The following is a 25,342-nucleotide window of genomic DNA, read 5'->3' as shown; positions in this document are numbered from 1 at the left end:
AATGGAATGACCATGTTCAAGTGCAATCTTCTTTCTCTTGCGGTGATTGCCGCACTGACCGGTGGCATCGCCGGTTGCAACAGTGAGAGCGAGTCTACCGCTATCGAGAAACCGGTAACTCCGGTTGTCGATCTGTCGGTACTGAAATACGTTGACCCCATGATAGGCACCGCCGCATCAGGCCACACTTTCCCCGGTGCCACCCGCCCTGCCGGCATGGTGCAGCTCTCGCCGGATACCTTTATTGGCTCCAACACCGATCACGAGAGCGGACTCAACCCCTGGCACTCAGCCTCCGGCTACTGGGACTCTTCCAATTACCTCACGGGCGAGATCGTCGCAACCGATGTTCCGCTCTACGGCTTCTCCCATACCCATCTCTCCGGCACCGGTGCCACCGATCTGGGCGACATTCTGGTACTGCCCTACGCCGAGATGGCCGACGCCCAGATAAACGCCTTTGACAAAACCAATGAGCACGCCAGCGCCGGTTATTACAAAACCAGACTGAACAAGGGGGAGATTGAGGTTGAACTGACCACCACCAAACGAGTCGGTTTGCACCGTTACACCTTCGCCAAAGGAGCGGATCGGAATGTGAAATTCGATCTGGGTCATACCCTGCTGAACAACAACGGCCAATCGCTGAAAAACAAAATCGAAGTGGTGGATGAGTACACCCTGCGTGGCCGCAAAACCTCCACTGGCTGGTTCCAGGGACAGAACCATCAGGGCCAGAACATCTTCTTCTACGCCAAATTCAACCAACCTGTGGCCAGGGCCATGCTGGGCGAGCAGGACAAGATGCCCACCCGGGAGATGCGCCCCAACAGCGTCTATCAAGGGGATGACCTGACCGCCTACCTCAATTTTGGCCAGGGTGACCAACCGCTCGAGATCCGGGTCGGTATCTCGGCGGTGAGCTGGCAAGGAGCACAGAAGAATCTGGAGGCGGAAGCCCCCACCTTTGATTTTGCCAAGGTGAAGTCAGACGCAGAATACGCGTGGGCCGAAAAGCTGGCAACACTCAAAACCGAAGGGGGGACGGAGACCGAGAAGACCAATTTCTACACCGCTCTCTACCACATGATGATCGCCCCTATCGAGCTCTACGATGTGGATGGCAAGTATCTTGATATGCAAGGCACCCTGCGCACCCTGCAACCTGGCGATACCCCCAACTACTCCATCTACTCGACCTGGGATACCTTCCGCGCCGTTCACCCCATGTGGACCATCATGGACCCGCCACAGGCGACTCTCTACGCCAAGGATCTGATCCGCAAATCCAACGTGGAGTTCGGCCTGCTGCCCAAATGGGAAGGCCACGGCTCGGAAACCGGCACCATGATTGGCTACCCCTCGGCGGCCATCCTTGCCGATGCGGTGACCAAGGGGCTGATCGATGCGCAAGAGGCACTGGAAGCCTCGGTCAAATCGGCCCACTACCGGCCTGCCGATTACCCGCAGATCCATGACGACATCCTGAGCTCGCTGATGGCCGGTCAGCTCAGCTATCACGAGAAAGAGCAGTGCGTCCGTTATCCCAACTGGAACTCGGTCTCCTACTCGCTGGAGTTCTCTTTCTACGACTGGACCATCGCCGAGATGGCGAAAGCCGCGGGCGACATGACTACCTATCAGGAGTTCAAGGCACGATCCTACAACTCGCTCAAACATTGGGATCCCCAGGCTGGCAATGCCGATGGCAAAGGCTTCTTCGTACCGACCGAGCTGAAAAACGGTGACCCGTGCGCCCTGAAATACGCGCCAGCCGATTTCGATCCCTACAAGTCGGATGCCTTCTACTACACCGAGGGCAATGCCTGGCAGTGGCAGTGGTCCTTCATGCAGGATCTCGACAAGCTGACCGAGATCATGGGTGGCCAGCAGGGACTGAACGACAAGCTCGACAACCTGTTCAACGCCGACCCCAACGGGGGCGAAGCACATCAGGACATGACCGGTTACATCGGGCAGTACATTCATGGCAACGAGCCCTCACACCACGTCATCTATCTCTACAATCGCACCGCCCAGCCCTGGAAAGCGCAGGAGTACCTCGACCGGGTCTATAAGGAGTTCTACAAAACCACCCCGGATGGCCTGATCGGCAATGAAGACGTCGGCCAGATGTCGGCCTGGTACATCATGAGTGCCATGGGCTTCTATCAAATCTCCCCGGGCGACCCGACCTACACCATCGGTCGTCCCATCTTTGACAAGGTCACCATCAACCTGCCCGACGGTCAGTTCAACGTGGTAGCGCAGAACAACAGCCCGGACAACCTCTATGTCAAAGAGGTCACCATCAATGGCAAGCCACTCAACCAGTACAACACCTTCGCCCACAGCGAGATCCGTCCCGGTGGTGAGCTGCGTTTTGTGATGACCAACCAGCAACCGACCCCGTAACTCTACAAGCGGCAAGCCACCCGGCTTGCCGCTTTTTCATCTCCGGAATTTGAGGAACAACAATGTTCAAACCCCACAAGCTGGCCATCATGGTGACAGCCCTGCTTGGCCTCTATGGCTGCAACACAAACGATGAGACTACTGACAATGGCCGTCCCGATAATGCCCTGCAGGTGCTGCAATATGTCGATCCGCTGATCGGCACCGATGGGCTGGGCAATGTCAATCCGGCCCCGGTCATGCCGGAAGGGATGATCCAGCCGGGCCCGGACAACTGGAATCCGGCCAACTGGAATGGCAAGGGATCCCCTTCCGACTATCACCACCATCTGGCCAAGCTTTCCGGCTTCAGCAGCACCCATATCTCGGGGGCAGGCAAGGGGGATCTCAATGATTTCGCCTTCTTGCCCTTCATCGGCAGCAATACCGACCCGGTCACCATCAACAAGACGAGCGAACAGTCGGAAGTAGGCTACTACAAAGCGGATCTGGTGGAGACCGGCATCAAGGCCGAACTCACTGCCACCCAGCGGGTGGCCTTCCACCGTTACAGCTATCCGGCGGGTGAAGATCGCAAAGTCCAGCTTGATCTGCAGCACGAGCTGCTGGAGCAGTACGGTAACCACTCCCGCAATATTTACTTCAAGCGGGTGAGCGACAACGCCATTGCCGGAGCCAGAACCAGCAACGAGTGGGGGCAGTGGCAGACGGTCTTTTTCTACGCCGAGTTTTCCGAGCCGTTTGTGGATCAGATCCTCTATGTCGATGGCAAATTGAGCAACGACACCGAGGTGGGGTTGGCCGATTACATCGGGTATGGCGAAACCAGACCCCGGGTACGGGATGTGGTGACCCAGCTCAACTTTGCCAAAGGGGAACGGCCCATCACCATGAAGATGGCCATCTCGGGCACCGGCATTGAGGGGGCCATGGCCAACCTGCGCGCCGATGAACATGACTACCGCTTCGATCAGGTGGTGCAGGAGAACAAGCAGGCATGGGCGAAAGTGCTCAATAAGTTCACCCTGGAGGGTGGCAGCGATGCCGACAAGACGATGTTTTATACCTCGCTCTATCGCACCTACATCGCCCCCTTCGTCTATCAGGATGTGGATGGTCAATATCGCGGAATGGATGGCAAGGTGCATCAGGCCAAGCCGGGCTTTACCAACTATTCGGTCTACTCCATGTGGGACACCTTCCGCGCCGCTCACCCATTGAAGACCATCATCGAAAAAGAGCGATCCATCGACTATGTGCACGATCTGCTCAACAAATATAAAACCGGCGGCATCATGCCCAAATGGGAGCTGCACTCCGACTATACCGGCGAGATGGTCGGCTACCCGGCGGTCTCCATCATCGCCGACGTCATCGTCAAATACCCGGATGCATTCACACAGGAAGAGATAACGCTGGCGCTGCAGGCGGCCAATGTCTCCGCCAACTTTGACCTCGCGCTGACCAAAAGCTGGGTGCCCTATCAGGATCCCTGGAACGGCGACAAGCGCTTCACCGTGATGACCCGTCACGGCCAGTATGCCGAGCAGCACGGCTATGTCCCCGCCAACGTCAAACTCAAGCCGGAAGAGGGCGGCATGGCGCAGGACAAGTACGATGAACTGGTCAACGAGTCCGTCTCGTACGGTGTCGAGAATGCCTACTATGACTGGTGCATCGCCCAGCTGGCCCGACTGGCTGGCGACAAATCCGCCGAGAACCGCTATCTGGCCCGGGCGACTACCTGGCGCGCCTATTTTGACTACAACCCGGCGCAATATGGCAAATATGGCGCGACCGGCTTTATGCGCCCCAAAAATTACGATGGCAGCTGGGTCAACAATTACCCCTCCTGCGCCATCGATAAAAACGGCAATCCCGTTACACCACCACAAAACTGTGACACCAACGACAGCAGCCGTTATGACATCTTCTGGCCCTATCGGGCCGAGCACAGGGGGCAGGACTTTACCGAAGGCAACACCTGGCAGTGGAGCTGGTTTGTTCCCCACGATATCGAGGGGCTCAAAGAGGTGATGGGTGGCGAGGAGAAATTCAGGAAGAATCTGGATGCCCTCTTCACCGCCAACTCCAACGCCGATACCTCGCAGGGGGATATGACCGGCTATATCGGCCAGTTCGTGATGGGTAACGAGCCGGATCACCATGTCCCCTACCTCTATAATTGGACCAGAGAGCCGTGGAAAACCCAGGAGTATGTGGATCAGGCGGTACGCAGCTTCTTCCACCCGACCACCACAGGGCTGATTGGCAATGAGGATGTGGGGCAAATGTCCGCTTGGTACATCATGAGTGCGCTGGGTTTCTATCAGGTTACGCCGGGGCTCCCGGTCTACACCATAGGTCGGCCACTGTTTGACAAGGTGACCATGGATATCGATGGCGGAAAATTCACCGTGATCGCCGAAAACAATGGTCCCCAAAATATCTATGTGGAATCGGTCACCATCAATGGCAAACCATTGGGGGAAAACCTGACGTTCAGCCACAGCGATATTCGGGCTGGTGGTGAACTGAAATTTATCATGACGGCGCAAAAACCGATCCGCTCAGATAATAAATAACCATCATGCATTATCAATATATGTTCAGGCCCAAAGCTTCCTTTGGGCCTCTTTTTTTGTCGACTCACCAAGCACCTCAAAAAATATGAGATGTTGCATCAGATGATGCGCAGATCACAAACAGACTGCCTTGCCACAAAAATCTAGTGAATGACACTTTTTTACTCTGTCGATGAAACAGATGGCATGGGAATAATAGTGCTCGCCGGGATCAATGCCATCGAGCACCAATATTGCTCAGGGATCGCTCCGGTCTCATAAAAATAGATCATGACTGCTCACCCTCTACCCGATGGAGCCGCTCAATATGTTCAAGAAAAATATTCTGGCCATTGCCCTGACCAGCACAGTAGCCATGTTATCCGGCTGCGATTCAGATAACAGCAGCGACAATAACGACGATCAAAAGCCAACGCCAACCAATGTGTTGCAATATGTGAACCCATTCGTTGGCACTGGCTTTAACGGTCACACCTTTCCCGGCCCTGTGGTACCGGAGGGCATGGTGCAACTCTCGCCGGATACCGAGTTGATAGGCTGGCACTCCTCCTCCGGCTATCACTTTGACAAAGATACCCTGTTCGGATTTTCCCACACCCACCTCTCAGGCACCGGCATGGGGGGGCTGGGGGATATTCTGTTCCTGCCCTTTACCGAAGATAAATCCAAATACATCGAGCAAAGCGATGATTACCGCAAAGCCATCTCGGTCAAAATGGACAAAAAATCCGAGCAGGCCGAGCCTGGCTACTATGCGGTGCGCATCGCCGAAAATGGCATCAAGGCCGAGCTGACCGCCTCCGAGCGGGTGGGCTTTCACCGCTACACCTATCCGCAGGGGCAACCCCAACGGCTGAAGATCGATTTGAACTCGATCCTCAACAGCGACTGGGGATCGAGTTCGCTGCGCAACAAACTCACCGTCAGCGAAGATGGCTACACCATCACCGGCGAGCGAGATGCGACTCACTTCTCCGGCTGGGCGAAAAACCAGAAGATCTTCTTCCATGCGACCTTCGACAAGAAGATCAAAGGGGTCTACATCCTCGCTGGTGGTGTGCCGGTAGAGGGCTTGAGCGCCGAGCATAAGGCCAAATCCAAAGCGGATGTCACCGCTTACGTCGAATTTGAAGAGGGCGGCTCAGCCCAACTGAACGCCAAAGTTGCCCTATCGGCGGTCGATGCCACCGGCGCATGGAACAACTACCAGGCCGAAGGGGATGTTTCGTTTGACGAGGCCCGCGCCAACGCCCGCGAGAAGTGGGCCAACGCCCTCAATTTCACCATCGAGGGGGGCAGCAAGGAGCAAAACGAGATCTTCTACACCGCCCTCTACCACACCAAGATCGCCCCCATCGTCCATCAGGATGTGGATGGCAACTACCGCGGCATGGGCAAAGGGGCGCAGGCCAAGGGGGAAGGCAGCTACTCCATCCACTATGGCCAAGCAAGCGAAGATCAGCCCAACTTCTCGGTCTACTCACTGTGGGACACCCAGCGAGCGCTGCACCCGCTCAAAACCATCACCGAACCCACCCGCGCCGTGCAGTATGCCAAGAACCTGATCCAGAAGTATCTGGAGAGCGGCCTGCTGCCCAAGTGGGAGCATCTGGGGGATGAGACAGGCACCATGGTGGGCTATCCGGCTGTAGTGGTGATTGCCGACGCCATCACCAAATACCCCGATGCCTTCACCGCGCAGGAGAAAAATCTGGCGCTCACGGCCGCCATCGACTCCTCCACCTATACCAACTACCCCATGCTGGCGACCGAGTGGGACAAGGCGGTGCTGGACAAGACCCTGACCAACCACATCGATTACATCGAGAAAAACGGCTTCGCCCCGGCAGTGCAGCGGATCGACGGTCAGCCCGTCTTCGCTGACTACACCCTCGAGTCGGTCTCCTACGGTCTGGAGAACGCCTTCTATGACTGGGCCATCGCCCGGATCGCCAAGGCGGCCGGCAACCCGGCGGCCGAAGCGCGCTATCTGGCCCGTTCTAACGGCTATCAGCGCTACTTCGACCACAATGCGGCCGAATACGCCCAGTACGGGGTGACCGGTTTCATGCGTCCGGTGATGATCGATGGCGCCTTCATGACGCCGTTTGATCCCTATGGCACCGAACATGAGACCGGCAACTATACAGAGGGCAACGCCTGGCAGTGGACCTGGTTTGTGCCCCATGACATCAAGGGTCTGAAAACCGCGATGGGCGGAGAAGAGGCCTTCAAGCAGAATCTGGACGCCACCTTTGCCGCCGAGAGTCAGGGGTCGGAGACCGCTGACATGACCGGGATGATGGGTCAGGTGGCCTTCGGCAATGAACCCTCCCACCATATTCCCTACCTCTACAACTGGACATCGGAGCCGTGGAAAACTCAGGAGACGGTCGACTACATCCTCGACACCATGTACTCGAACACCCCGGCAGGCATCATAGGCAACGAGGATGTGGGCTCCATGTCTGCCTGGTATGTGATGTCAGCACTTGGCTTCTATCAGGTGAATGCAGCAGACCCCGTTTACACTATTGGCCGCCCGCTATTTGCCAAAGCGACCATCCCGGTCAAGGGGGGAACCTTCACCATCATCGCCGATAACAACAGCGCCAAGAACCGCTATGTCCAGTCGGCCACCATCAATGGCAAACCGCTCAAAGATGGTCTCTTCTTCGAGCACAAGGAGTTTGTACCGGGGGGCAACCTCCACTTCGTGATGGGCGATACCCCGCCACAAAAGTAACTAACGATAGCATTGAGGTGACATCCAGCACGCAACCCGAAAATGTCACTTTGTGATACCCGACGGCCCACGCCAGATGGATTGATAAAATCCAATCAGCGCTGGGCCATTTTATTTTCCAGTGGGAAGCCCTGGTTCAGCCATTAACCCGTTTTTCTCAAATCAGCCTTAAATCGGGCAATAAACCGCAAAAAATGGCGGTAAATCCCATTACAAGGGTTTTTCTGTCATACCTTGACCGCTGTCACATCCCGCCATGAATTAAACAAAAACAACTATTGAGTTGAAGCTCAACACTTTGCGAGCTGGATCACACCAGCAAAACCATGCAACAAAAATCCAGTTATTGCTACATTCATCGCCTGTCCAACCCTACCCGTGAGGGCAATAATGAGCCCAATTCGCAACGCATGACTTAGCCCTTACAGGGAAGGAGAGTGAGATGTTACCCACCATGACCAACGGCAGACTCATCTGCCTGGAGTTGAAGGCCACCAGCAAGGAGGCTCTATTCGACGAGATGGCACAGATGCTGGCGCGCGATGGCGCCGTGTCTGATCAACAGCAGTTCGTCAAGGATATCTGGGCCCGCGAGCAGCTGGACTGCACCGGCTTCGAGCAGGGTGTCGCCCTGCCCCACGCCAAGAGCAAGGCGGTCAGCCGTCCGGCCATTGCCATCGGTGTCAGCCGTCAGGGTATCGAGTACGGCGCCGAAGATGGCAAACCGACCCAGCTGATCTTCATGATCGCCTCCCCGGATGGCGGCGCCAACCACCATATCGAAGTGCTGGCCGAGCTCTCCACCCGTCTGCTGGAACCGGGCTTTATCGAGCAGATGAAGGCGGCCACTACCGTCGAGCAAGCCCTGACCCTGCTCAAGCAAGGCCCAAAAGCGGAAAAACCGGCGCCAGCCGCCAAACCGGCTGCCACTGCTCCGGTTGAACCCGACGAGCGCACCTTCAAGGATCGCCTCAACACCATGAAGCAGCACCTGCTGTTTGGTACTTCCCACATGATCCCCTTCATCGTGGCGGGCGGTGTGCTGCTCTCCCTGTCAGTGATGATGAGCGGCAAGGGCGCCGTGCCGGAAGCGGGCTTCCTTAAAGACATGGCGACCATGGGTATCGCCGGTCTGACCCTGTTTACCGCTGTACTGGGTGGCTACATCGCCTACTCGCTGGCTGACAAGCCGGGCCTGGCCCCGGGCATGATCGGCTCCTGGATTGCCGTACAGCACTATCAAACCGGTTTCCTCGGCGCCATTCTGGTGGGCTTTATCGCAGGTTTCGTGGTCAATCAGCTCAAACGGATCAAGCTGCCTGACTCCATGACCTCCCTTGGTTCCATCTTCATCTATCCGCTGATCGGTACCTTCCTGGTGTGTGGCATCGTGATGTGGGGGATCGGTGCCCCGATCGCCGCCATGATGGAAGGGATGAACCACTGGCTCTCCAGCATGGCGGGCTCAGGTAAAGTGATGCTGGGTGCCATTCTGGGTGGTATGACCGCCTTCGATATGGGCGGCCCGGTCAACAAGGTTGCTACCCTGTTTGCCCAGACTCAGGTCAACACCCAGCCCTGGCTGATGGGCGGCGTCGGTATCGCCATCTGTGTGCCGCCGCTGGGTATGGCACTGGCGACCTTCATGTCTCCGAAGCGTTACAAGAAAGAGGAGCGTGAATCCGGTAAAGCAGCCGCCATCATGGGCATGATCGGTATCAGTGAAGGTGCTATCCCGTTCGCCGCTGCTGACCCCATGCGTGTTATCCCGGCCATCGTCGCAGGCGGCATCGTCGGCAACATCACCGGCTTTATGATGCACAGTATCAACCACGCCCCCTGGGGTGGCTGGATTGTCCTGCCGGTTGTTGAAGGCAAGATGGGCTACATCCTGGGTACCATCCTCGGCGCCCTGACCACTGCCATCATCGTCAACCTGCTGAAAAAGCCAGTGAGCGAAGAAGATGACGTGACCGCCACCCAAACCAGCTTCGAAGTCATTGAAGCGGAAGGGGAAGCAGACGTACTGGCCATCACTGCCTGCCCGTCTGGCGTTGCCCACACCTTCCTGGCCGCCAAGAGCCTGCAGAAGGCCGCCGCCAAGCAGGGGATCAAGATCAAGGTCGAGACCCAGGGTGCCAACGGCATCATCAACCGCATTACCGCCAAGGATGTCGCCAACGCCCGCTGCGTCATCTTCGCCCACGACGTGGCTATCAAGAACCGCGAGCGCTTCACCGATATCGAAGTCATCGATGTGAAGACCAAGGAGGCGATTCACAATCCGGAAGCACTGCTGGCCCGCACGCTGGGCAACAAGGCAAACGCCGCCTGATAGCAGTCAGACAGCTCATCACAAGGGGCCCATCGCGGGCCCCTTTTCGTTGTCTGCCGAGCAACCGCACATCATCCCACCGACCAAGCCACTGATTTAAAACATATTAACCAGTCACATCACGGATCTTGGCGAGCCGTCACAGAACGGTGACGTGTAAAAAAACAGCAATTGAAGCGCTGGTCAGATCTCATGTCAAATGGCTCCGCCTACTAAACTGGAGCATCACAAAAATGATAAAAATCAATAAATTGGTTCTGGCTGTTACCCTCACCCTCACTGCCACCCCCTTGCTGGCGGCTCACTGGGCGTGTGGCGAGCACGTACGCTTTGGCCTCCCCTCCGAATCGGATCAGAAGCTCTGCCGTGAAGGGTATGCCGTCGGCTACAACTACGACTACAAGGTGGCGGACTGGGTCTCCTACCGGATGACCGCCCAGAGCGCACAGGGCACAGTGCCGCGCAAGGATGCCTTCGCCGAGGACAGGGAGATCCCGGTTGCCTACCGCGCCACCCTCTCCGACTACAAGGGCTCGGGCTACGACCGTGGCCATCAGGCCCCGGCGGGGGACATGAAATCGAACAAGAACACCATGAAAGAGAGCTTCCTGCTGAGCAACATGACACCGCAGATCGGGGTGCTCAACCAGAAGGCGTGGCGCGTGCTGGAGGACAAGGTGAACAAGTGGGCGGTCTCCCGCAAGGATGTACAGGTGATCACCGGCCCCATCTTTACCGGCTCTGAAGAGTCCATCGGTCAGGGTGTGGCGATCCCGAGCGCCTACTACAAGATCGTGATGGACCCGGCCAAACTGCAGGCCATCGCCTTTATCATGCCGCAGCAAGAGGTGCCCATCAGCCAGATCGCCGACTACCGGGTCTCGGTACGTGAGGTGGAAGAGCAGACCCAGCTCAACTTCTTCAGCGATATGCCCGAAGAGCAGCAAGAGACCCTGGAAGCCCGCATCTCCCCGATGTGGAACTGACCGCGAACACTCGTCAACAGATGGATTGAGACGCCATCTGTCTTGCATCGCAACAGAGGGAGGGGGAGTCACGCTCCCCCTGCCCTTTTCAGATGGCTGCTGACCCGTTGCGGCCATTTTTGCGGCCACAGGTGTGGCATCACCCGACGACTCGCCCCGACTCACAGTTTGCCGCACCGTTAACTGGTATATTGCCCTCTCTTTGGCACTAACAGACTGAATTGACGCAAATTTGCCTTATCCCATCGGCCCGCAAACCGGAGCCCACGGCGCGATTCAGCCCGACAGAGGACCTTTTGATGAAACAGACCCTTCTTGCCCTCACCCTCGGCGGCCTGTTGGCGCTCTCGCCCCTCGCCCTGCAAGCGGCCGAGAGCTCGATGCAAATGGAGCACGACCTCAATACCCTGGTCAGCAAACGCCAGGCGGTGGACATGTTGCTCGGCGAAGCGCTGCAGATCTACAAGTCGCCAGCCAAAATCTCCCACGCCGGTTTTACCGCCAAAATGCCGAGCAATATGGAGCTGGTGACCGAGCGGCTGCTGGCCGCCTACCAGCTTGAGCCCTACCGCACCGACCTGCTCATCTCGGCGGCCAACGCACAGCTCTACAACGGCAACCTGAGCCGCGCCATCACCTTGCTGGAGCAGGCGCAGGCCGTCGCCCCCGATGATCTCGACATCAACAGCTATCTCGCCATCTGGCAGCTGGTGAAGGGTAACAAGGAGGCTTCCCGCAGCTATCTGGCGAAAGTGGCGGATCGCAACAGTGGCCGCGCTGCCGATCTGGAGGAGATCATCGCTCGGGTGCAGCGGATCACCGCCGCCCCGCTGCAAACCGAACTGACCGAGGATCAGCTCAAGGCCAGCAGGGAGGGCAAGCGCGCCATCGTCACCCTGGGCTACGCTCTCAATCCCGACGGCAGCATGGACAAGATCCTGCTGGGCCGGCTGCAAACCACCCTTGAGCTGGCCAAGGCCGATCCGGAAGCGCTGATCATCCTGACCGGCGGCGTGCCCCAGAACCGCCAGACCGAGGGCAAGCTGATGGCTGACTGGCTGGCCAACCACGGCATCGACCGCAGCCGCCTGATTGAAGAGAACTACGCCACCAGCACGGTGGATAACGCCCTCTACAGCGCCTATGCCCTCGCCCGCCACCAGATTGACTATGCGGTGCTGGTAAGCTCCGCCAGCCATGTACGCCGCGGCCAGACGGTGCTGGAAATCGCCTGCGACCAGATTGGCCCGGCCAACATCAAGGTGGCGAGCGTCAGCTACCCCGACAAGCCCCTCGAGGAGCTGGCCACCCCGAGCGAGAGCGAGCTGCTCGGCATCTACCGGGATGCCCTGCGTACCTACGGCATGTGGAGCTACCGCTCCGCCCCGCTGATTGAGCGTTGATCGACCATCAACACGAAAAAGAGAGGGAGGCGTGATGCCTCCCTCTCTTTTATTGACCGATGATTGGCCAAGCCGCGCCCGTTAGCTGACGATAAAGCCCTGTGAGGGGGCCGCTTTGGGATCATCACCGAAGCGGTTTGGTCCCTGCTGACCGTTGCAAACCATAAAGTAGATAAGCACCAGAGTACCGATAATGGGGATAAGCCCGAGCAGCAGCCACCAAGCGCTGCGGTCGGTATCGTGCAGGCGACGGGCCGCCACCGCCAGCGAGGGCAGCAGCACAGCCAGCGAATAGATGGAGCTGATCAGCTCCTTGTCGCCGCCAATCAGCTTGTCCACCATGCCGAGCAACAGCATGACGATGACGTTGCACAGCACAAACATCCAGTATTCGGTGCGACGGGCCCGTCCGCTGAATACCGCATATTGCTTGAGGACCGAGAGATACCAGTTCATTGCGCCTCCAGACTGTTTTCAAAAACAAGTAGTTGCAGATCCGAACCGAGCTTAGCGCGATCAGTGTCCGGCGTCGATCACCAGCTGCTCCAGATCCTGGCGACTGACCCGTTTGCTGTCCACCTTCACATAGAGCGAACGTTCCTTCCGTGCCAGCAGTACATCGTTCACCCCATCGCAGGCACGGAGTTTCTGCTCCAGTGCAGGGCTCGCCTCCACCCCTTCCGGTAACAGGATGCGCAGACTGCTCACATAGGGGGGCTCCTGCATGGTGAGGCTGACCCCGAGCCAGACAAGGGCCAGCGCAGAGCAGCCGCCAAACACCAGGGCGCCACCACCCAGACTGTAGAGCAGGCCCCCCAGGCTGCCACCGATAGCCACTCCGATAAACTGGCTGGTGGAGTAGATCCCCATGGCCGTCCCCTTGTAACCCGGTGGCGACTCCTTGCTGATCAGGGATGGCAACAGCGCTTCCATCACGTTGAAACCGATGAAGAAGAGCTGCAGGCCGGCGAGCAGGCCCCACAACTGCAGGCCAGCCTGCCACAGCACCACTTCGGCGCTGAGCATCACCAGCACGCAGATCTGGAACACCAACTTCATCTTTCTGCGCGTCTCGGCATAGATGATGAAGGGCACAACGCTGACGAAGGCGATCAGCATGGTGACCAGATAAGCCTGCCACTGGCTGTCCCGAGGCAGACCCGCTTGCTCCAGCAGCGGCGGCAACGCCACGAAGCTCGACATCAACAGGGTATGCACGCACAAAATGCCGAGATTGAGTTTGAGCAGGCGCGGATTGGTCAGCACAGTGCGCATCCCGCCCCTGACCATGCCGGACTCTCGATTGAGCAGATGAGTTGTCGGTGTCGGCACCAGCCAGAGGGTGACGGCGATGCCCCCCAGCGCCAGCAGGGCGATGAGCCAGAACAGGCCGGAGAGTCCCAGCGCATGAGTAATCAGGGGGCCAGTCACCATGGCAATGGCGAAGGTGATACCAAAGCTCACCCCGATAAAAGCCATCGCCTTGGTGCGGTTCTGTTCGCGGGTGAGATCCGACAAGAGCGCCATCACGGCGGCCGAGATAGCGCCGCTCCCCTGCAGGGCGCGGCCGAGGATCACGCCCCAGATAGAGTGAGTCAGCGCAGCGATCACACTGCCAAGAGCAAACACCAGCAGACCGCCGATGATGAGTGGCTTGCGGCCCACCTTGTCGGAGAGCAGGCCAAACGGGATCTGGAACAGCGCCTGGGTCATGCCGTAGATGCCGATGGCCAGACCAATAAGGGCCTCGGAGGCACCGGCCAGCGACATGCCATAGGTAGTCAACACCGGCAGAACCATAAACATGCCAAGCATGCGCAGAGAGAAGACGGAGCCGAGCGCCCAGGTGGCACGGCGCTCGCCCCTCGTCATGGTGAAATCATTCATGATGGCCTCGATAGTTCAGGGAACAAGGAAGAGTCAAGGGGTGGCCGACACGCACCATGCCACACCCTACACAGGGGAAAAGTACCCGATGGGCGGCCCCATAATAACAGAGCCGGGAAGGTTCCCGGCTCTGGATCTCGTGCAATCGGAAGCAACGCACACTATCGGAGCAACATGCTCACCAGCGCCACAGGCTCGGCCTCTGGCTGGAAGTCTACCGACATCATGACACTCAGACAGGTAATGGTGACGATGGAAAACATAAACAGCTTGCGCGCCCAGAGAGCATCATCAACCAGCTGTTTGTAACCCGACAGCGCCATCCCCAGCCACCAGACACTCACCGCAGTGGCCACCACCAGATACTTGTAGCCGGCGTAACCGCCGAGGAACAGCATCAGGGTCGGCACCATAAAGGCCAGGATGTAGAGGGTAATGTGGTGCTTGGCCACCGAAATTCCCTTCACCACCGGCAACACCGGAATGTTGGCCGCCTGATAATCCTTGAAGCGGAAAATGGCGATCGCATAGGAGTGCGGCATCTGCCACAGGCTGAAGATCGCCAGCAGGATCAAGGCCCCCGAGTCGAACTGACCGCTCACCGCACAGTAGCCGATGACCGGCGGCGCGGCGCCGGAGAGGCTGCCCACCAGGGTGCCGTAGACCGAGTGACGCTTCATGTAGAGGCTGTAGACCCCCACATAGACAATGAAGCCCAGCACCGCCAGCAGAGCGGCCAACGGATTGGCCGCCCAATAGAGCAGTGCAATGCCCGCCATGCCAAGCGCGGTGGCGTACCAGAGCGATACGCCGGGGGCGATCAGCCCCTTCACCAGAGCACGGTTCTTGGTGCGCTCCATGATGCAGTCGATGTCCCGGTCGATGTAGTTGTTGAACACGCAACCGGAGGCCACCACCAGCGAAACACCCACCATGGTCAGAATGAACAGGGGCAGGTCCAGGCTTCCTTTTGAAGCCAGCAGAAATCCCCCGATCACCGAGATGAGGTTGCCGAAGATGATGCCCGGCTTGGTCACTTGCAGGTATTGCTTCATCATTGCCAGCCTGCTCAGTGGACCATCATGTTGATGTTGAGGTTGTACATGATCCACAGGGAACCCACGACCACGATGGCAATGATGAGCACGGTAAAGACCAGTGCCACCAGGTTCCAGCGCTCTTCAGACGAGGTATTCATATGCAGGAAGTAGATCAGATGCACGAAGATCTGCACCACCGCCATGCCAACCACGGTGGCCAGCACGGTGGTGTGGGAGGCGGAGCCATCTATCACCATCCAGAACGGTACGGCAGTCAGGATCAGTGACAGCACGAAGCCGATCAGGTAGCTCTTGGCGCTGCCGTGGCTGGCGCCGTGAGAATCAACGGAATGACTCATTTACATTGCTCCCATCAGATAGACCACGGTAAAGACGCAGATCCACACCACGTCGAGGAAGTGCCAGAACAGGCTCAGACACATCAGGCGGGAGCGGTTGCGATCGGTCAGCCCCTTCTTGGCCACCTGCACCATCATCACGATGATCCAGATCAGGCCACTGGTCACGTGGATACCGTGAGTACCAACCAGGGTAAAGAAGGCTGAGAGGAAGGCACTGCGATCCGGGCCGTAACCTTCTGCGATCAGGTGATGGAACTCGTAGATCTCCATCGCGATAAAACCGGCACCCAGCACAAAGGTCACCAGCAACCAGCCATTGACGGTAGACACCCGGTTCTTGTTCATCGCCAACATGGCAAAACCGAAGGTGATGGAGCTCAACAGCAGCAGCATGGTTTCGGCAAATACGAACGGCAGTTCGAAGATATCCTTGCCGCTCGGACCGCCGGCAGTGCCGTTGACCAGAACCGCATAGGTTGCAAACAGACATGCAAACAGAATGCAGTCACTCATCAGGTAGATCCAGAAACCAAACACCTTGTTGGCACCGGCATCATGGTGCCCATGGTCATGGGCACTCTCGTGAGTGTGATGTAGAACGTCGGTCGCCATAGCGTCACGCCCCCTTGTTAATGTTGGCAAAATGCTGACCTTCGGGTGCCCATGCCCTCCGGGCACCGTAGACGTGAATGTGATATGAAACGCCAGTGGTCATAGCACTAAGCCCCCTTGTTGATGTTGGCAAAATGCTGATCTTCGATGCGCGTGATCTCGTCAACCTGGACGTAGTAGTCCACGTCATCGTTGAAGCTGTGGATGATCCAGCTGCCAATCATGGCGGCAAAGGCAAGGATGGCCATCCACCAGATATGCCAGATCATGGCAAAGCCAAAGACGGCGCTGAAGCCCGCGATGATCACCCCTGCCCCGGTGTTCTTGGGCATGTGGATCGGTGCATACTGCTTGGGCTGCTGATAGGCTGAACCGTTTTGCTTGGCCTCCCAGAAGGCATCCAGACCGGTGATCTTCGGCTCGATGGCGAAGTTGTAGAAGGGCGGCGGTGAAGAGGTCGCCCACTCCAGCGTCCGGCCACCCCAGGGGTCACCACTCACATCACGGTTCTGCTCGCGGTCACGGATGCTGACCACCAGCTGGATCACCTGGCACAAGACACCAAGGGCAATCAGGCCGGCACCACAGGCGGCTACCACCAGCCAGGGGTGGAAGGCCGGATCCAGCTGTTGACTGATGCGGCGGGTCATCCCCATGAAGCCCAGTACGTAAAGCGGCATGAAGGCAACAAAGAAGCCGATAATCCAGCACCAGAAAGCACGCTTGCCCCAGGTTTCATTCAGGGTGAAGCCGAACGCCTTGGGGAACCAGTAGGTGATTCCTGCAAAGCAGCCAAATACCACGGCACCAATGATGACGTTGTGGAAGTGAGCGATGAGGAACAGGCTGTTGTGCAACACGAAGTTGGCCGCCGGCACCGAGAGCAGTACCCCTGTCATGCCACCTATGGTGAAGGTGATGATGAAACCGACGGTCCACAACATGGGTGAGGTGAACTCGATGCGACCACGGTACATGGTGAACAACCAGTTGAAGATCTTCACCCCGGTCGGGATGGAGATGATCATGGTGGTGATGCCGAAGAAGGCATTCACGTTTGCGCCCGAGCCCATGGTGAAGAAGTGGTGCAACCAGACAATGAAGGAGAGCACGGTAATGGCAATGGTCGCCCATACCAGCGAGGTGTAGCCGAACAGCTTCTTCTTGCTGAAGGTGGCCACCACTTCGGAGAAGATCCCGAATACCGGCAACACCAGGATATAAACCTCGGGGTGGCCCCAGGCCCAGATCAGGTTGATGTACATCATCATGTTGCCACCCATGTCATTGGTAAAGAAATGGGTACCCAGATAGCGGTCTGCGGTGAGCAGGGCGATGGTAACGGTCAGGATCGGGAAGGAGGCGATGATCAGTACGTTGGAGCACAAAGCCGTCCAGGTGAACACCGGCAGACGCATCATGGTCATGCCAGGAGCGCGCATCTTGATGATGGTGGCGAAGAAGTTGACGCCAGTCAGCAAGGTGCCCAGACCCGAGATCTGCAGACTCCAGATCCAGTAATCAACCCCGACCCCCGGGCTGTACTCCAGCCCGGAGAGGGGCGGATAGGCCAGCCAGCCGGTCTGGGCGAATTCACCGACCCCGAGGGAGACGTTGATCAACACCACGGCGGCGGCGGTGAACCAGAAGCTGATGTTGTTGAGGAAGGGAAAAGCCACATCACGGGCACCGATCTGGAGCGGCACGACGATATTCATCAGACCGATCACCAGTGGCATGGCCACGAAGAAGATCATGATGACCCCGTGGGCGGTGAAGATCTGGTCGTAGTGATGCGGCGGTAAAATGCCGTCACCACCAGCCGAAGCCATCACCTGCTGGGTACGCATCATCACCGCATCGGCGAAGCCGCGCAGCATCATGACCATACCCAGGATCAGATACATGACCCCAAGACGCTTGTGGTCGACCGAGGTAAGCCACTCTTTCCACAGATATTGCCACTTGCCGAAATAGGTGATCAGGCCGGCAACGGCCAGCCCCCCCAAAATGATACCGGCTACCGTCACCATGATGATGGGTTCATGGAACGGAATGGCATCGAGTGTTAATTTTCCAAACATCGGTTATTCCTCGGATCCTGCTTGCACAGCCTTGTTATCCAACGGCGCGTTCATATGTCCGGCATGCTCCTTCTGCCCGTCATGCGCCATAGCGGCATGGTCCATCTGCATATGTGCCATGTCATCGTGATTCATGGCGGCGCCATGCTCTGAGGGGGCTTTATGGGTCATCCCCTTGTGCTCGCCATGCCCCATGTCACCCATAAACTTGTTGATCAGCTTGACGAAAAGGGCCGGATCGGCACTTGAGAAATACTCCACCGGGTGGTTTTCGCTCTTCTTGGCCAGCGCATTGAACTCATCCATGGTGGTCAGCATCTTGGGAGAGGCCCTGACTTTGGCAACCCAGGCATCAAAACCGGCCTGATCCTGCGTGGCAATCGCCTTGAACTTCATGCCCGAGAAACCGGCTCCGCTATAACTGCTGGAGATACCGTCATACGCGCCTGCTTCATTGGCAATGAGATGCAACTTGGTCTGCATACCTGCCATGGCATAAATTTGCCCGCCCAGCTTGGGAATGAAGAAAGAGTTCATGACTGTGTCTGAAGTCACCCGGAAATTGACGGGGGTATTGACCGGGAATGCTAATTCATTGACCGAGGCAATCCCTAATTCTGGGTAGACAAACAGCCATTTCCAGTCGAGGGAAATAACATCAATCTGGATCGGCTTCACCGTAGAATCCAACGGTTTGTAAGGATCCAGTTCGTGGGACGTTTTCCAGGTAATGGTTGCCAGGATGACGATGATAATAATTGGCACGGTCCACACAACCGCTTCAATTTTATTGGAGTGAGACCAATCCGGAGTATATTTAGCGTTGGTATTTGATGCCCTGTATTTGCGGGCAAAGACCACAGCCATAATAATTACAGGGATCACCACAATTAACATCAGCCCCAAGGCGGTTAATATCAGTGATTTCTGCTCCAGACCAATCTGCCCTTTGGGGTTCATCAAGGCCATGTCGCAGCCGGTCAGCAAGCTGGCCGATGCGAGCAACAGCAAAGCACCCAAGCCCCTCTTTAATTCAAAAGGTCTCATGCAGTGTCCTTATGGTCGCAGGCTAAAGTTGTAAAAACGGGCAACATTGTGATCAGAACCAGAACATGTAAACAACATGAAAAATTAATCCCGAGATTGTGCAAAACTTGGCGAACGCATGTGAAAATTGTTAATCAACCATCCAAGTCACTATAAATAGTGCTTTTCCCTATAATTAATCAACAGAACTGCCATCTCAAATTACAGTTGAACTCTGCACACTAAACTACCAACAAACCCCACATAGTATATGGATATATGAGGCTAAAATTTCGCCCTCCAGCATGAATAATAAACAGCTGCTAGCTACGATGATAAATGACCAATTAAATACATCTGCATTTACATAGTTAAATGCACCCACAGATAGCTGCCCTATATTTCTGCTGCATTTATTTTTAAAATCGGCTAACCAGAACAAGTCTGTCACTTGGCCCCTTGTTTGAATAATTTGTTTAATAAGTTATTATCAAACTATATAGACGCCATGCGAATATGGCGGTAGGTTGCGTCCTCTTGCTGCTGGTCAGCTACCCATTCCACTCTGTGCTTTTCCATTTTTCATACAGCAGGTATTGCCATGAGTATTACACGCAGAGATTTTCTCAACGGCGTTGCCATCACCATTGCGGCAGGCGTCGCCCCCATCAATCTGCTCAAGGCTGCCGAAGGCGGCAGCACGCTGGCGGATAAAACCCTGGCCTACCCGCCCGCCCTCACCGGCCTGCGCGGCAACCACCCGGGCTCTTTCGAACCGGCCCACAGCATCGCCCGTGACGGCAAGCAGTATGATTTTGCCAATATTCCCCTTGAGGGGGAGTACGATCTGGTGATCGTCGGCGCCGGGATCAGCGGCCTGGCTGCCGCCTGCTTCTATCAGCAACTGCTCGGCGCGGATAAGAAGATCCTGCTGCTCGACAACCACGATGACTTCGGTGGCCACGCCAAGCGCAACGAATTCACCACCCCCGATGGCCTGCGTCTGGGTTACGGCGGCAGTGAATCCCTGCAATCACCGCGTTCGGTCTACAGCCCGGTGGCGCTCGGTCTGCTCAAGACGCTGGAGGTCAACATCGACGAGCTGGCCGCCGGTTTCCAGCAGACCTTCTATCCGGATCTGGGGCTGAGCCGTGGCGTCTATTTCGACGAGAAGCACTTTGGCGTCAACAAGATAGTGAACGGGGATCCGGGCCACAACGTGGCGGACGATATCCCGCGCGATCGCCTGAACGGCCGGCCGCTGGCAGAATTTATCGGTGACTTCCCCCTCGATGATGCCGACAAGGCCGCCCTGTTGGCCCTGCACGAATCGAAGATCGACTACCTGAGCGGCATGACCCGCGAGCAGCAGGACGAGTGGGTGACTCGCAACAGCTACACCACCTTCCTGCGCGATAAAGTGGGTCTCAGCGAGCGGGCGATCACTTACTTCCAGCAGCGCACCAACGATTTCCAGGCGGTCGGCATCGACGCCACCGCCTGCGCCGATGCGCGTCTGTGCGCCTTGCCGGGTTTCGACGGCCTCAATCTGACGCCGCTTGATGCCGAGGAGCAGGCGGAGCTGGACGATCCCTACATCTTCCACTTCCCCGATGGCAACGCCGGTCTCACCCGCCTGATGGTACGCAAGCTCATTCCGCAGGTGGCGCCGGGTCACACCATGCAGGATGTGGTGCTGGCCAAGTTTGACTACAGCAAACTCGACCTGCCCGAGCACAAGGTACGGTTGCGTCTTGGCAGCACGGCGCTACAGGCTAAAAACGTGCGCCTCGCCGATGGCAAGCTGGCGGTGGATGTCACCTACATCAAAGAGGGCAAGCTGCATCGGGTACGGGCCAAGCAGTCGATCATGGCGGGCTACAACATGATGATCCCCTATATGGTGCCCGAGATGCCGGAGCCCCAGAAGGAGGCTCTGCGCCAGAACGTCAAGGCGCCGCTGGTCTACACCAAGGTGGTGATCAAGAACTGGCAAGCATTCGTCAAGCTGGGGGTGCACGAGGTCTACTCCCCCGCAGCCCCCTACAGTCGGGTCAAACTCGACTATCCGGTCAACCTCGGTGGTTATGAGCATCCCAAAAACCCGGATCAGCCCATGTGCCTGCACATGGTCTATGTACCGACCCTGCCGGGCAGCGGCCTCTCGGCACGCGAGCAGTCCCGCAAGGGGCGCGCCATGATCCTCGGCATGCCATTCGAGCAGCACGAGCAGATGATCCGCGAGCAACTGCAGGGAATGCTCGGCAGCGCCGGTTTCAACCATGAGCAGGATATCCTCGCCATCACGGTCAACCGCTGGTCTCACGGTTACTCCTATGTCACCAACACCCTGTTTGATGACGAAGCGCAGTGCGAAAAATGGATTGAACTGGGTCGCCAGCCGATCGGCAACATCACCATCGCCAACTCGGATGCAGGCTGGAGCCCCTACGCCCACGCCGCCATCGACGAAGCGTGGCGCGCCGTCAACGAGCTGGTAGCCATGAGCAAGGGAGGTGCCCAATGAGCCGCGCCCTGTCACTGACCGCCAGCGCCCTGCTGCTGGCTCTGCCCGCCCTTGCCGCCAACGCAGCCCCCGCCATGTCGGCGGGGGAATACGTGGCCAAGCTCGGCGATTGCGCCGCCTGTCACACCAGCGAGACCAGCAAGCCGCTGGCAGGCGGCAAAGGATTCCCGACCCCCATCGGCACCGTATTTGCCACCAACATCACCCCCGACAAGACCCACGGTATCGGCAACTACAGCCTGCCGGAGTTCATCAAGGTGATGCGTGAAGGGGTGGCCCGCGACGGCCATCACCTCTATCCGGCCATGCCCTACACCGCCTACGCCAAGATGAGCGATAAGGATCTCGAAGATCTCTATCACTACCTGATGAAGGAGGTGCAACCGCTGGCCATCGCCAACAAAGAGAGCGACATCCCCTGGCCGCTCAACATGCGCTGGCCGCTGATGGGATGGAACTGGATCTACCACGACGACAGCCGCTTCACCCCGGTCGCAGGCAAGAGCGAAGAGTGGAACCGTGGCGCCTATCTGGTGCAGGGTGCCGGTCACTGCGGCAGTTGCCACACTCCGCGCGGGCTTGGCATGCAGGAGAAAGCGCTGACTGAGGCGGACCCTGTCTACCTAAGCGGGGCGGCGCTGGATGGCTGGTATGCCCCCGACATTCGCGGCAGCCGTTACAGCAAGCAGGCGCTGATCGATCTGCTGAAAACCGGCCGCAGCCAGCATGAAGCGGTCGCGGGCCCCATGGGGGAAGTGATCACTCACAGCAGCCAGTATTTCAGCGACGCCGATCTGGCCAGCATCGCCACCTATCTCACCGATCTGAAAGATGAGCCGGTCGCGGAGAAAGGGGCCCGTGCCTATGCCAGTGCCAGCGGCAAGGCGGACTACGCCATGTACTGCTCCACCTGTCACGGGGTCAACGGCCAGGGCAATGACCACGTCATTCCCTCGCTGGTGAACAACCGCACCGTGCTGGCGAGCGATCCGTCGAGCCTGATCAACGTGCTGCTACACGGTGCCGAGACGCCCATTACGCAGGGGCATATCGGCTACCATATGCCGGGTTATGGCTGGGCTCTCAACGACGAACAGGTGGCCGAGCTGGTCAACACCCTGCGCGCTTCCTGGGGCAATCAAGGCACCGCCGTCAAGGCAGCGGCGGTCAAGACCCAGCGCGAGCTGCACGGCAAGGAGTAAGGGCTGTCAGCCCTCTCTTGGCCAAGTGCCATAAAAAACGGGCCTCCACTGGAGGCCCGTTTGCTATTGATTAACCACGTTCCGGTGCTTATCCCTTGCGGGATTTTGGCCCCGGCAGTGGCGCCGTTGGCTGGCGGTAATCGCCATAGGGGAAGATATTGCGAAACCGCTGGGCCACCGGCTCGGGGATAGAGCGGGAGAAGATCAACTTCACACCATCGCCATCGCGCTGCCCCACAATGCGACCGCGTACCGTATCGTGGCGCAGGATCTGTTTGGCATGGTCAATAAAAGCGGGTGAGACCTTGCCCTGCTTGACCACCACCTTGCCGGGAGCAAGGCGGATCTCGAACAGGGCGCCACGCCCCAGCTTCATCAACCACCAGATCAGCGCAATCGCTACGATCAAGGAAATCCAGGCCATCTTCATCCCTCCCAAGCTCTTGATATCAGGCAGTATAAGCGGCCATGCGCCCCGATTGTTTGGCGCCGATCACAGCCCCCGCCTCAGCGCTATAGCGCCCCTTTGCTCAGCAATCCTTGCCCCAACCCACCAGCGTCTCGCGATAGAGAGCGAGCAGCGCCTCATCACGCACCGCCACCCCGACCTGCTGCGGACGATAGGCTGACCAGTCATCGTGGGAGTGGCGCTTGCCATCGAACTTTTGCAGGGTGTGGCCGATGGCCGGACCGCTGGTGATAACCCGTACCGGCCCCTCGCGCAGGGTAAAGAGGGTCGGATCAATCACATAGGCGATGGCGGACGGATCGTGGACGTGGCAACCGGAGAGCCCCAGTTTCTCGGAGTAGAAGCGCAGATAGAAGCGGCTCACATCCCACAGGAAACGGCCCGGCTCTCCCGCCTTGTCCTTGAGCTCATCAAGATAGGCGCTGCTGAAGAAGCTCTGCTGGGTCACGTCCAGCCCGATGATCACCACAGGCCAATCGGCGGTAAAGACTCGGTCGGCGGCATCGGGATCATCGTGAATATTGGCCTCGGCATAGGGGGTCACGTTGCCACGATGGCCGTTGACGCCAAAGGCGCCCCCCATCACTACCACCTGTTTCACCAGCAAGACAATCTCGGGCGCCTGTTGTAGCGCCAGCGCCAGATTGGTCAGCGGGCCGATAGTGACTATGGTGATCTCCCCCGGCGCGGCTTCCACCGCCTCGACAATATATTGCCAAGCGGGGCGAGGATCCGGAGCGATAGTCACCTCCCCCGCCTCCATATCGCCAAAGCCGCTCGGGCCGTGGACTATGGTGGTGGGGCCAACCGGCTCGCGCAGCAGCGGGGCGGCAGCACCTTTGGCCACATCCGCCTTCATGCCGTACTTCTGCTTGAGCCAGAGGGCGTTGCGGGTGCCATTGTCGATGGTGGCGTTACCAAAAACAGTGGTGATGGCGAGCAGCTCGATGGCGGGGTGGGCCTCGGCAAACAGGATGGCCATGGCATCGTCGATACCCGGGTCGGTATCCAGAATGATTTTATGGGTCATGAGAAATTCCTACGGTGACAAACCCTGCGACAAAAGGGAGAGTCTATCCGGCTGACGGCCCCATATCCCGGCATGGGATCACAGAGCGGGCCTTTGCTCCCGGCAGCGGGGGCGCTGCTGGCGACAATTAGCATAAAAAACGCGGCCCTGTTGCCAGCGCCGCGCCCTTTATCGTTGTTCGTTATCTGCTATCTGGCAGTGATCTGCCTGACCGGATCCTCAGTGCTTGCGGTGCCAACGCGGTGAGGTCGCCTTCTCCCCCCAGGGGGTGACGCAGGGGAGCAGAGCCCCTTCAATCACCATCTCGCTGCCCGCCAGCGCTTCGGCGATCTTCTGGTGCAGCACCCGCAGTACCTTGCCCTCGTGCTCGGCTAGAGAGTGGCCCGCGGCAAAGAATTCCGGCTGATATTGCAGTGCCAGCTTCTGGGCGAATTCGTAGGTGTTGAAGCAATCCGGCATCCGCTCAACCACATCTTCAAGCCGGGCCAACAAGCTGTTCAGTTCCCTGGTCATAGTGCTCTCTCCGTGTAGGTTAATAGCCAAAAACTACCCCTTATTAGATAAGTCACCAACGAGCAAACCACAAAAGTGTGGGGAGACACACAGTTCTCTCTTGCGTCCGGCTCATGGTGA

At 57.8% G+C, this 25,342-nt stretch carries 18 protein-coding genes; 8 read left to right on the top strand and 10 right to left on the bottom strand.

Features of this window, described 5'->3' with window-relative positions:
* Positions 1–12 precede the first annotated feature (12 nt).
* The 6 genes from I6L35_RS13315 to I6L35_RS13290 all read left to right on the top strand — a co-directional run bounded on the left by I6L35_RS13315 (position 13) and on the right by I6L35_RS13290 (position 12,470).
* A complete protein-coding gene (locus I6L35_RS13315; RefSeq protein ID WP_216978429.1) occupies positions 13–2,415 on the top strand; it encodes a GH92 family glycosyl hydrolase in 2,403 nt (800 codons plus the stop codon).
* Between the two features lie 62 nt (positions 2,416–2,477).
* Complete coding sequence (locus tag I6L35_RS13310; RefSeq protein ID WP_216978428.1) at positions 2,478–5,000, top strand: GH92 family glycosyl hydrolase; 2,523 nt, start codon at positions 2,478–2,480, stop codon at positions 4,998–5,000.
* A 307-nt stretch (positions 5,001–5,307) separates the two neighbouring features.
* A complete protein-coding gene (locus I6L35_RS13305; RefSeq protein ID WP_216978427.1) occupies positions 5,308–7,746 on the top strand; it encodes a GH92 family glycosyl hydrolase in 2,439 nt (812 codons plus the stop codon).
* Between the two features lie 442 nt (positions 7,747–8,188).
* Positions 8,189–10,081, top strand: a complete 1,893-nt coding sequence (locus I6L35_RS13300) for a PTS fructose transporter subunit EIIC (RefSeq protein WP_216978426.1) — start codon at positions 8,189–8,191, stop codon at positions 10,079–10,081.
* Positions 10,082–10,314: 233 nt separating this feature from the next.
* A complete protein-coding gene (locus I6L35_RS13295) occupies positions 10,315–11,067 on the top strand; it encodes a DNA/RNA non-specific endonuclease (protein WP_216978425.1) in 753 nt (250 codons plus the stop codon).
* Positions 11,068–11,366: 299 nt separating this feature from the next.
* Positions 11,367–12,470 (top strand): YdcF family protein, encoded by a 1,104-nt coding sequence (locus tag I6L35_RS13290; protein ID WP_216978424.1) that lies wholly within the window; start codon positions 11,367–11,369, stop codon positions 12,468–12,470.
* An 81-nt stretch (positions 12,471–12,551) separates the two neighbouring features.
* Here I6L35_RS13290 and I6L35_RS13285 read toward each other — a convergent pair whose 3' ends face one another.
* The 7 genes from I6L35_RS13285 to cyoA all read right to left on the bottom strand — a co-directional run bounded on the left by I6L35_RS13285 (position 12,552) and on the right by cyoA (position 19,502).
* Positions 12,552–12,926: a DUF805 domain-containing protein gene (locus tag I6L35_RS13285; RefSeq protein WP_216978423.1), complete on the bottom strand. Its 375-nt coding sequence runs from the start codon at positions 12,924–12,926 to the stop codon at positions 12,552–12,554.
* A gap of 60 nt (positions 12,927–12,986) precedes the next feature.
* Positions 12,987–14,357, bottom strand: coding sequence for an MFS transporter (locus I6L35_RS13280; protein WP_216978422.1), 1,371 nt, complete (start codon positions 14,355–14,357; stop codon positions 12,987–12,989).
* A 161-nt stretch (positions 14,358–14,518) separates the two neighbouring features.
* Positions 14,519–15,415, bottom strand: coding sequence for a heme o synthase (gene cyoE, locus I6L35_RS13275; RefSeq protein WP_216978421.1), 897 nt, complete (start codon positions 15,413–15,415; stop codon positions 14,519–14,521).
* An 11-nt stretch (positions 15,416–15,426) separates the two neighbouring features.
* Positions 15,427–15,756, bottom strand: coding sequence for a cytochrome o ubiquinol oxidase subunit IV (locus tag I6L35_RS13270; protein ID WP_216978420.1), 330 nt, complete (start codon positions 15,754–15,756; stop codon positions 15,427–15,429).
* On the bottom strand, positions 15,757–16,371 hold the full coding sequence (locus I6L35_RS13265; RefSeq protein ID WP_216978419.1) for a cytochrome o ubiquinol oxidase subunit III: 615 nt from the start codon (positions 16,369–16,371) through the stop codon (positions 15,757–15,759). It abuts the gene before it with no gap.
* Positions 16,372–16,478: 107 nt separating this feature from the next.
* Positions 16,479–18,455 (bottom strand): cytochrome o ubiquinol oxidase subunit I, encoded by a 1,977-nt coding sequence (gene cyoB, locus I6L35_RS13260; protein WP_216978418.1) that lies wholly within the window; start codon positions 18,453–18,455, stop codon positions 16,479–16,481.
* Positions 18,456–18,458: 3 nt separating this feature from the next.
* Positions 18,459–19,502, bottom strand: a complete 1,044-nt coding sequence (cyoA, locus tag I6L35_RS13255; protein WP_216978417.1) for a cytochrome o ubiquinol oxidase subunit II — start codon at positions 19,500–19,502, stop codon at positions 18,459–18,461.
* A gap of 580 nt (positions 19,503–20,082) precedes the next feature.
* Between cyoA and I6L35_RS13250 the strand changes: the two genes are divergently transcribed.
* Positions 20,083–22,008 carry an FAD/NAD(P)-binding protein gene (locus I6L35_RS13250; RefSeq protein WP_216978416.1) on the top strand — a complete coding sequence of 642 codons (1,926 nt, stop codon included), beginning with the start codon at positions 20,083–20,085 and terminating at the stop codon, positions 22,006–22,008.
* Positions 22,005–23,210, top strand: coding sequence for a cytochrome c (locus I6L35_RS13245; RefSeq protein WP_216978415.1), 1,206 nt, complete (start codon positions 22,005–22,007; stop codon positions 23,208–23,210). The genes I6L35_RS13250 and I6L35_RS13245 overlap by 4 nt, the downstream gene beginning before the upstream one ends.
* Before the next feature lie 88 nt (positions 23,211–23,298).
* Here I6L35_RS13245 and I6L35_RS13240 read toward each other — a convergent pair whose 3' ends face one another.
* The 3 genes from I6L35_RS13240 to I6L35_RS13230 all read right to left on the bottom strand — a co-directional run bounded on the left by I6L35_RS13240 (position 23,299) and on the right by I6L35_RS13230 (position 25,222).
* The gene (locus tag I6L35_RS13240) at positions 23,299–23,634 is read right to left on the bottom strand and encodes a DUF3634 family protein (protein ID WP_005347215.1); all 336 of its coding nucleotides are present in this window, start codon (positions 23,632–23,634) and stop codon (positions 23,299–23,301) included.
* Between the two features lie 106 nt (positions 23,635–23,740).
* Positions 23,741–24,709: a nucleoside hydrolase gene (locus I6L35_RS13235; protein WP_216978414.1), complete on the bottom strand. Its 969-nt coding sequence runs from the start codon at positions 24,707–24,709 to the stop codon at positions 23,741–23,743.
* A 219-nt stretch (positions 24,710–24,928) separates the two neighbouring features.
* Positions 24,929–25,222 carry a hypothetical protein gene (locus tag I6L35_RS13230; RefSeq protein WP_005353197.1) on the bottom strand — a complete coding sequence of 98 codons (294 nt, stop codon included), beginning with the start codon at positions 25,220–25,222 and terminating at the stop codon, positions 24,929–24,931.
* Positions 25,223–25,342 lie beyond the last annotated feature (120 nt).

This window comes from Aeromonas sp. FDAARGOS 1405 (assembly GCF_019048265.1).
Taxonomy (GTDB): domain Bacteria; phylum Pseudomonadota; class Gammaproteobacteria; order Enterobacterales; family Aeromonadaceae; genus Aeromonas; species Aeromonas veronii_A.
This window is presented reverse-complemented; position numbering and strand designations above follow the sequence as displayed.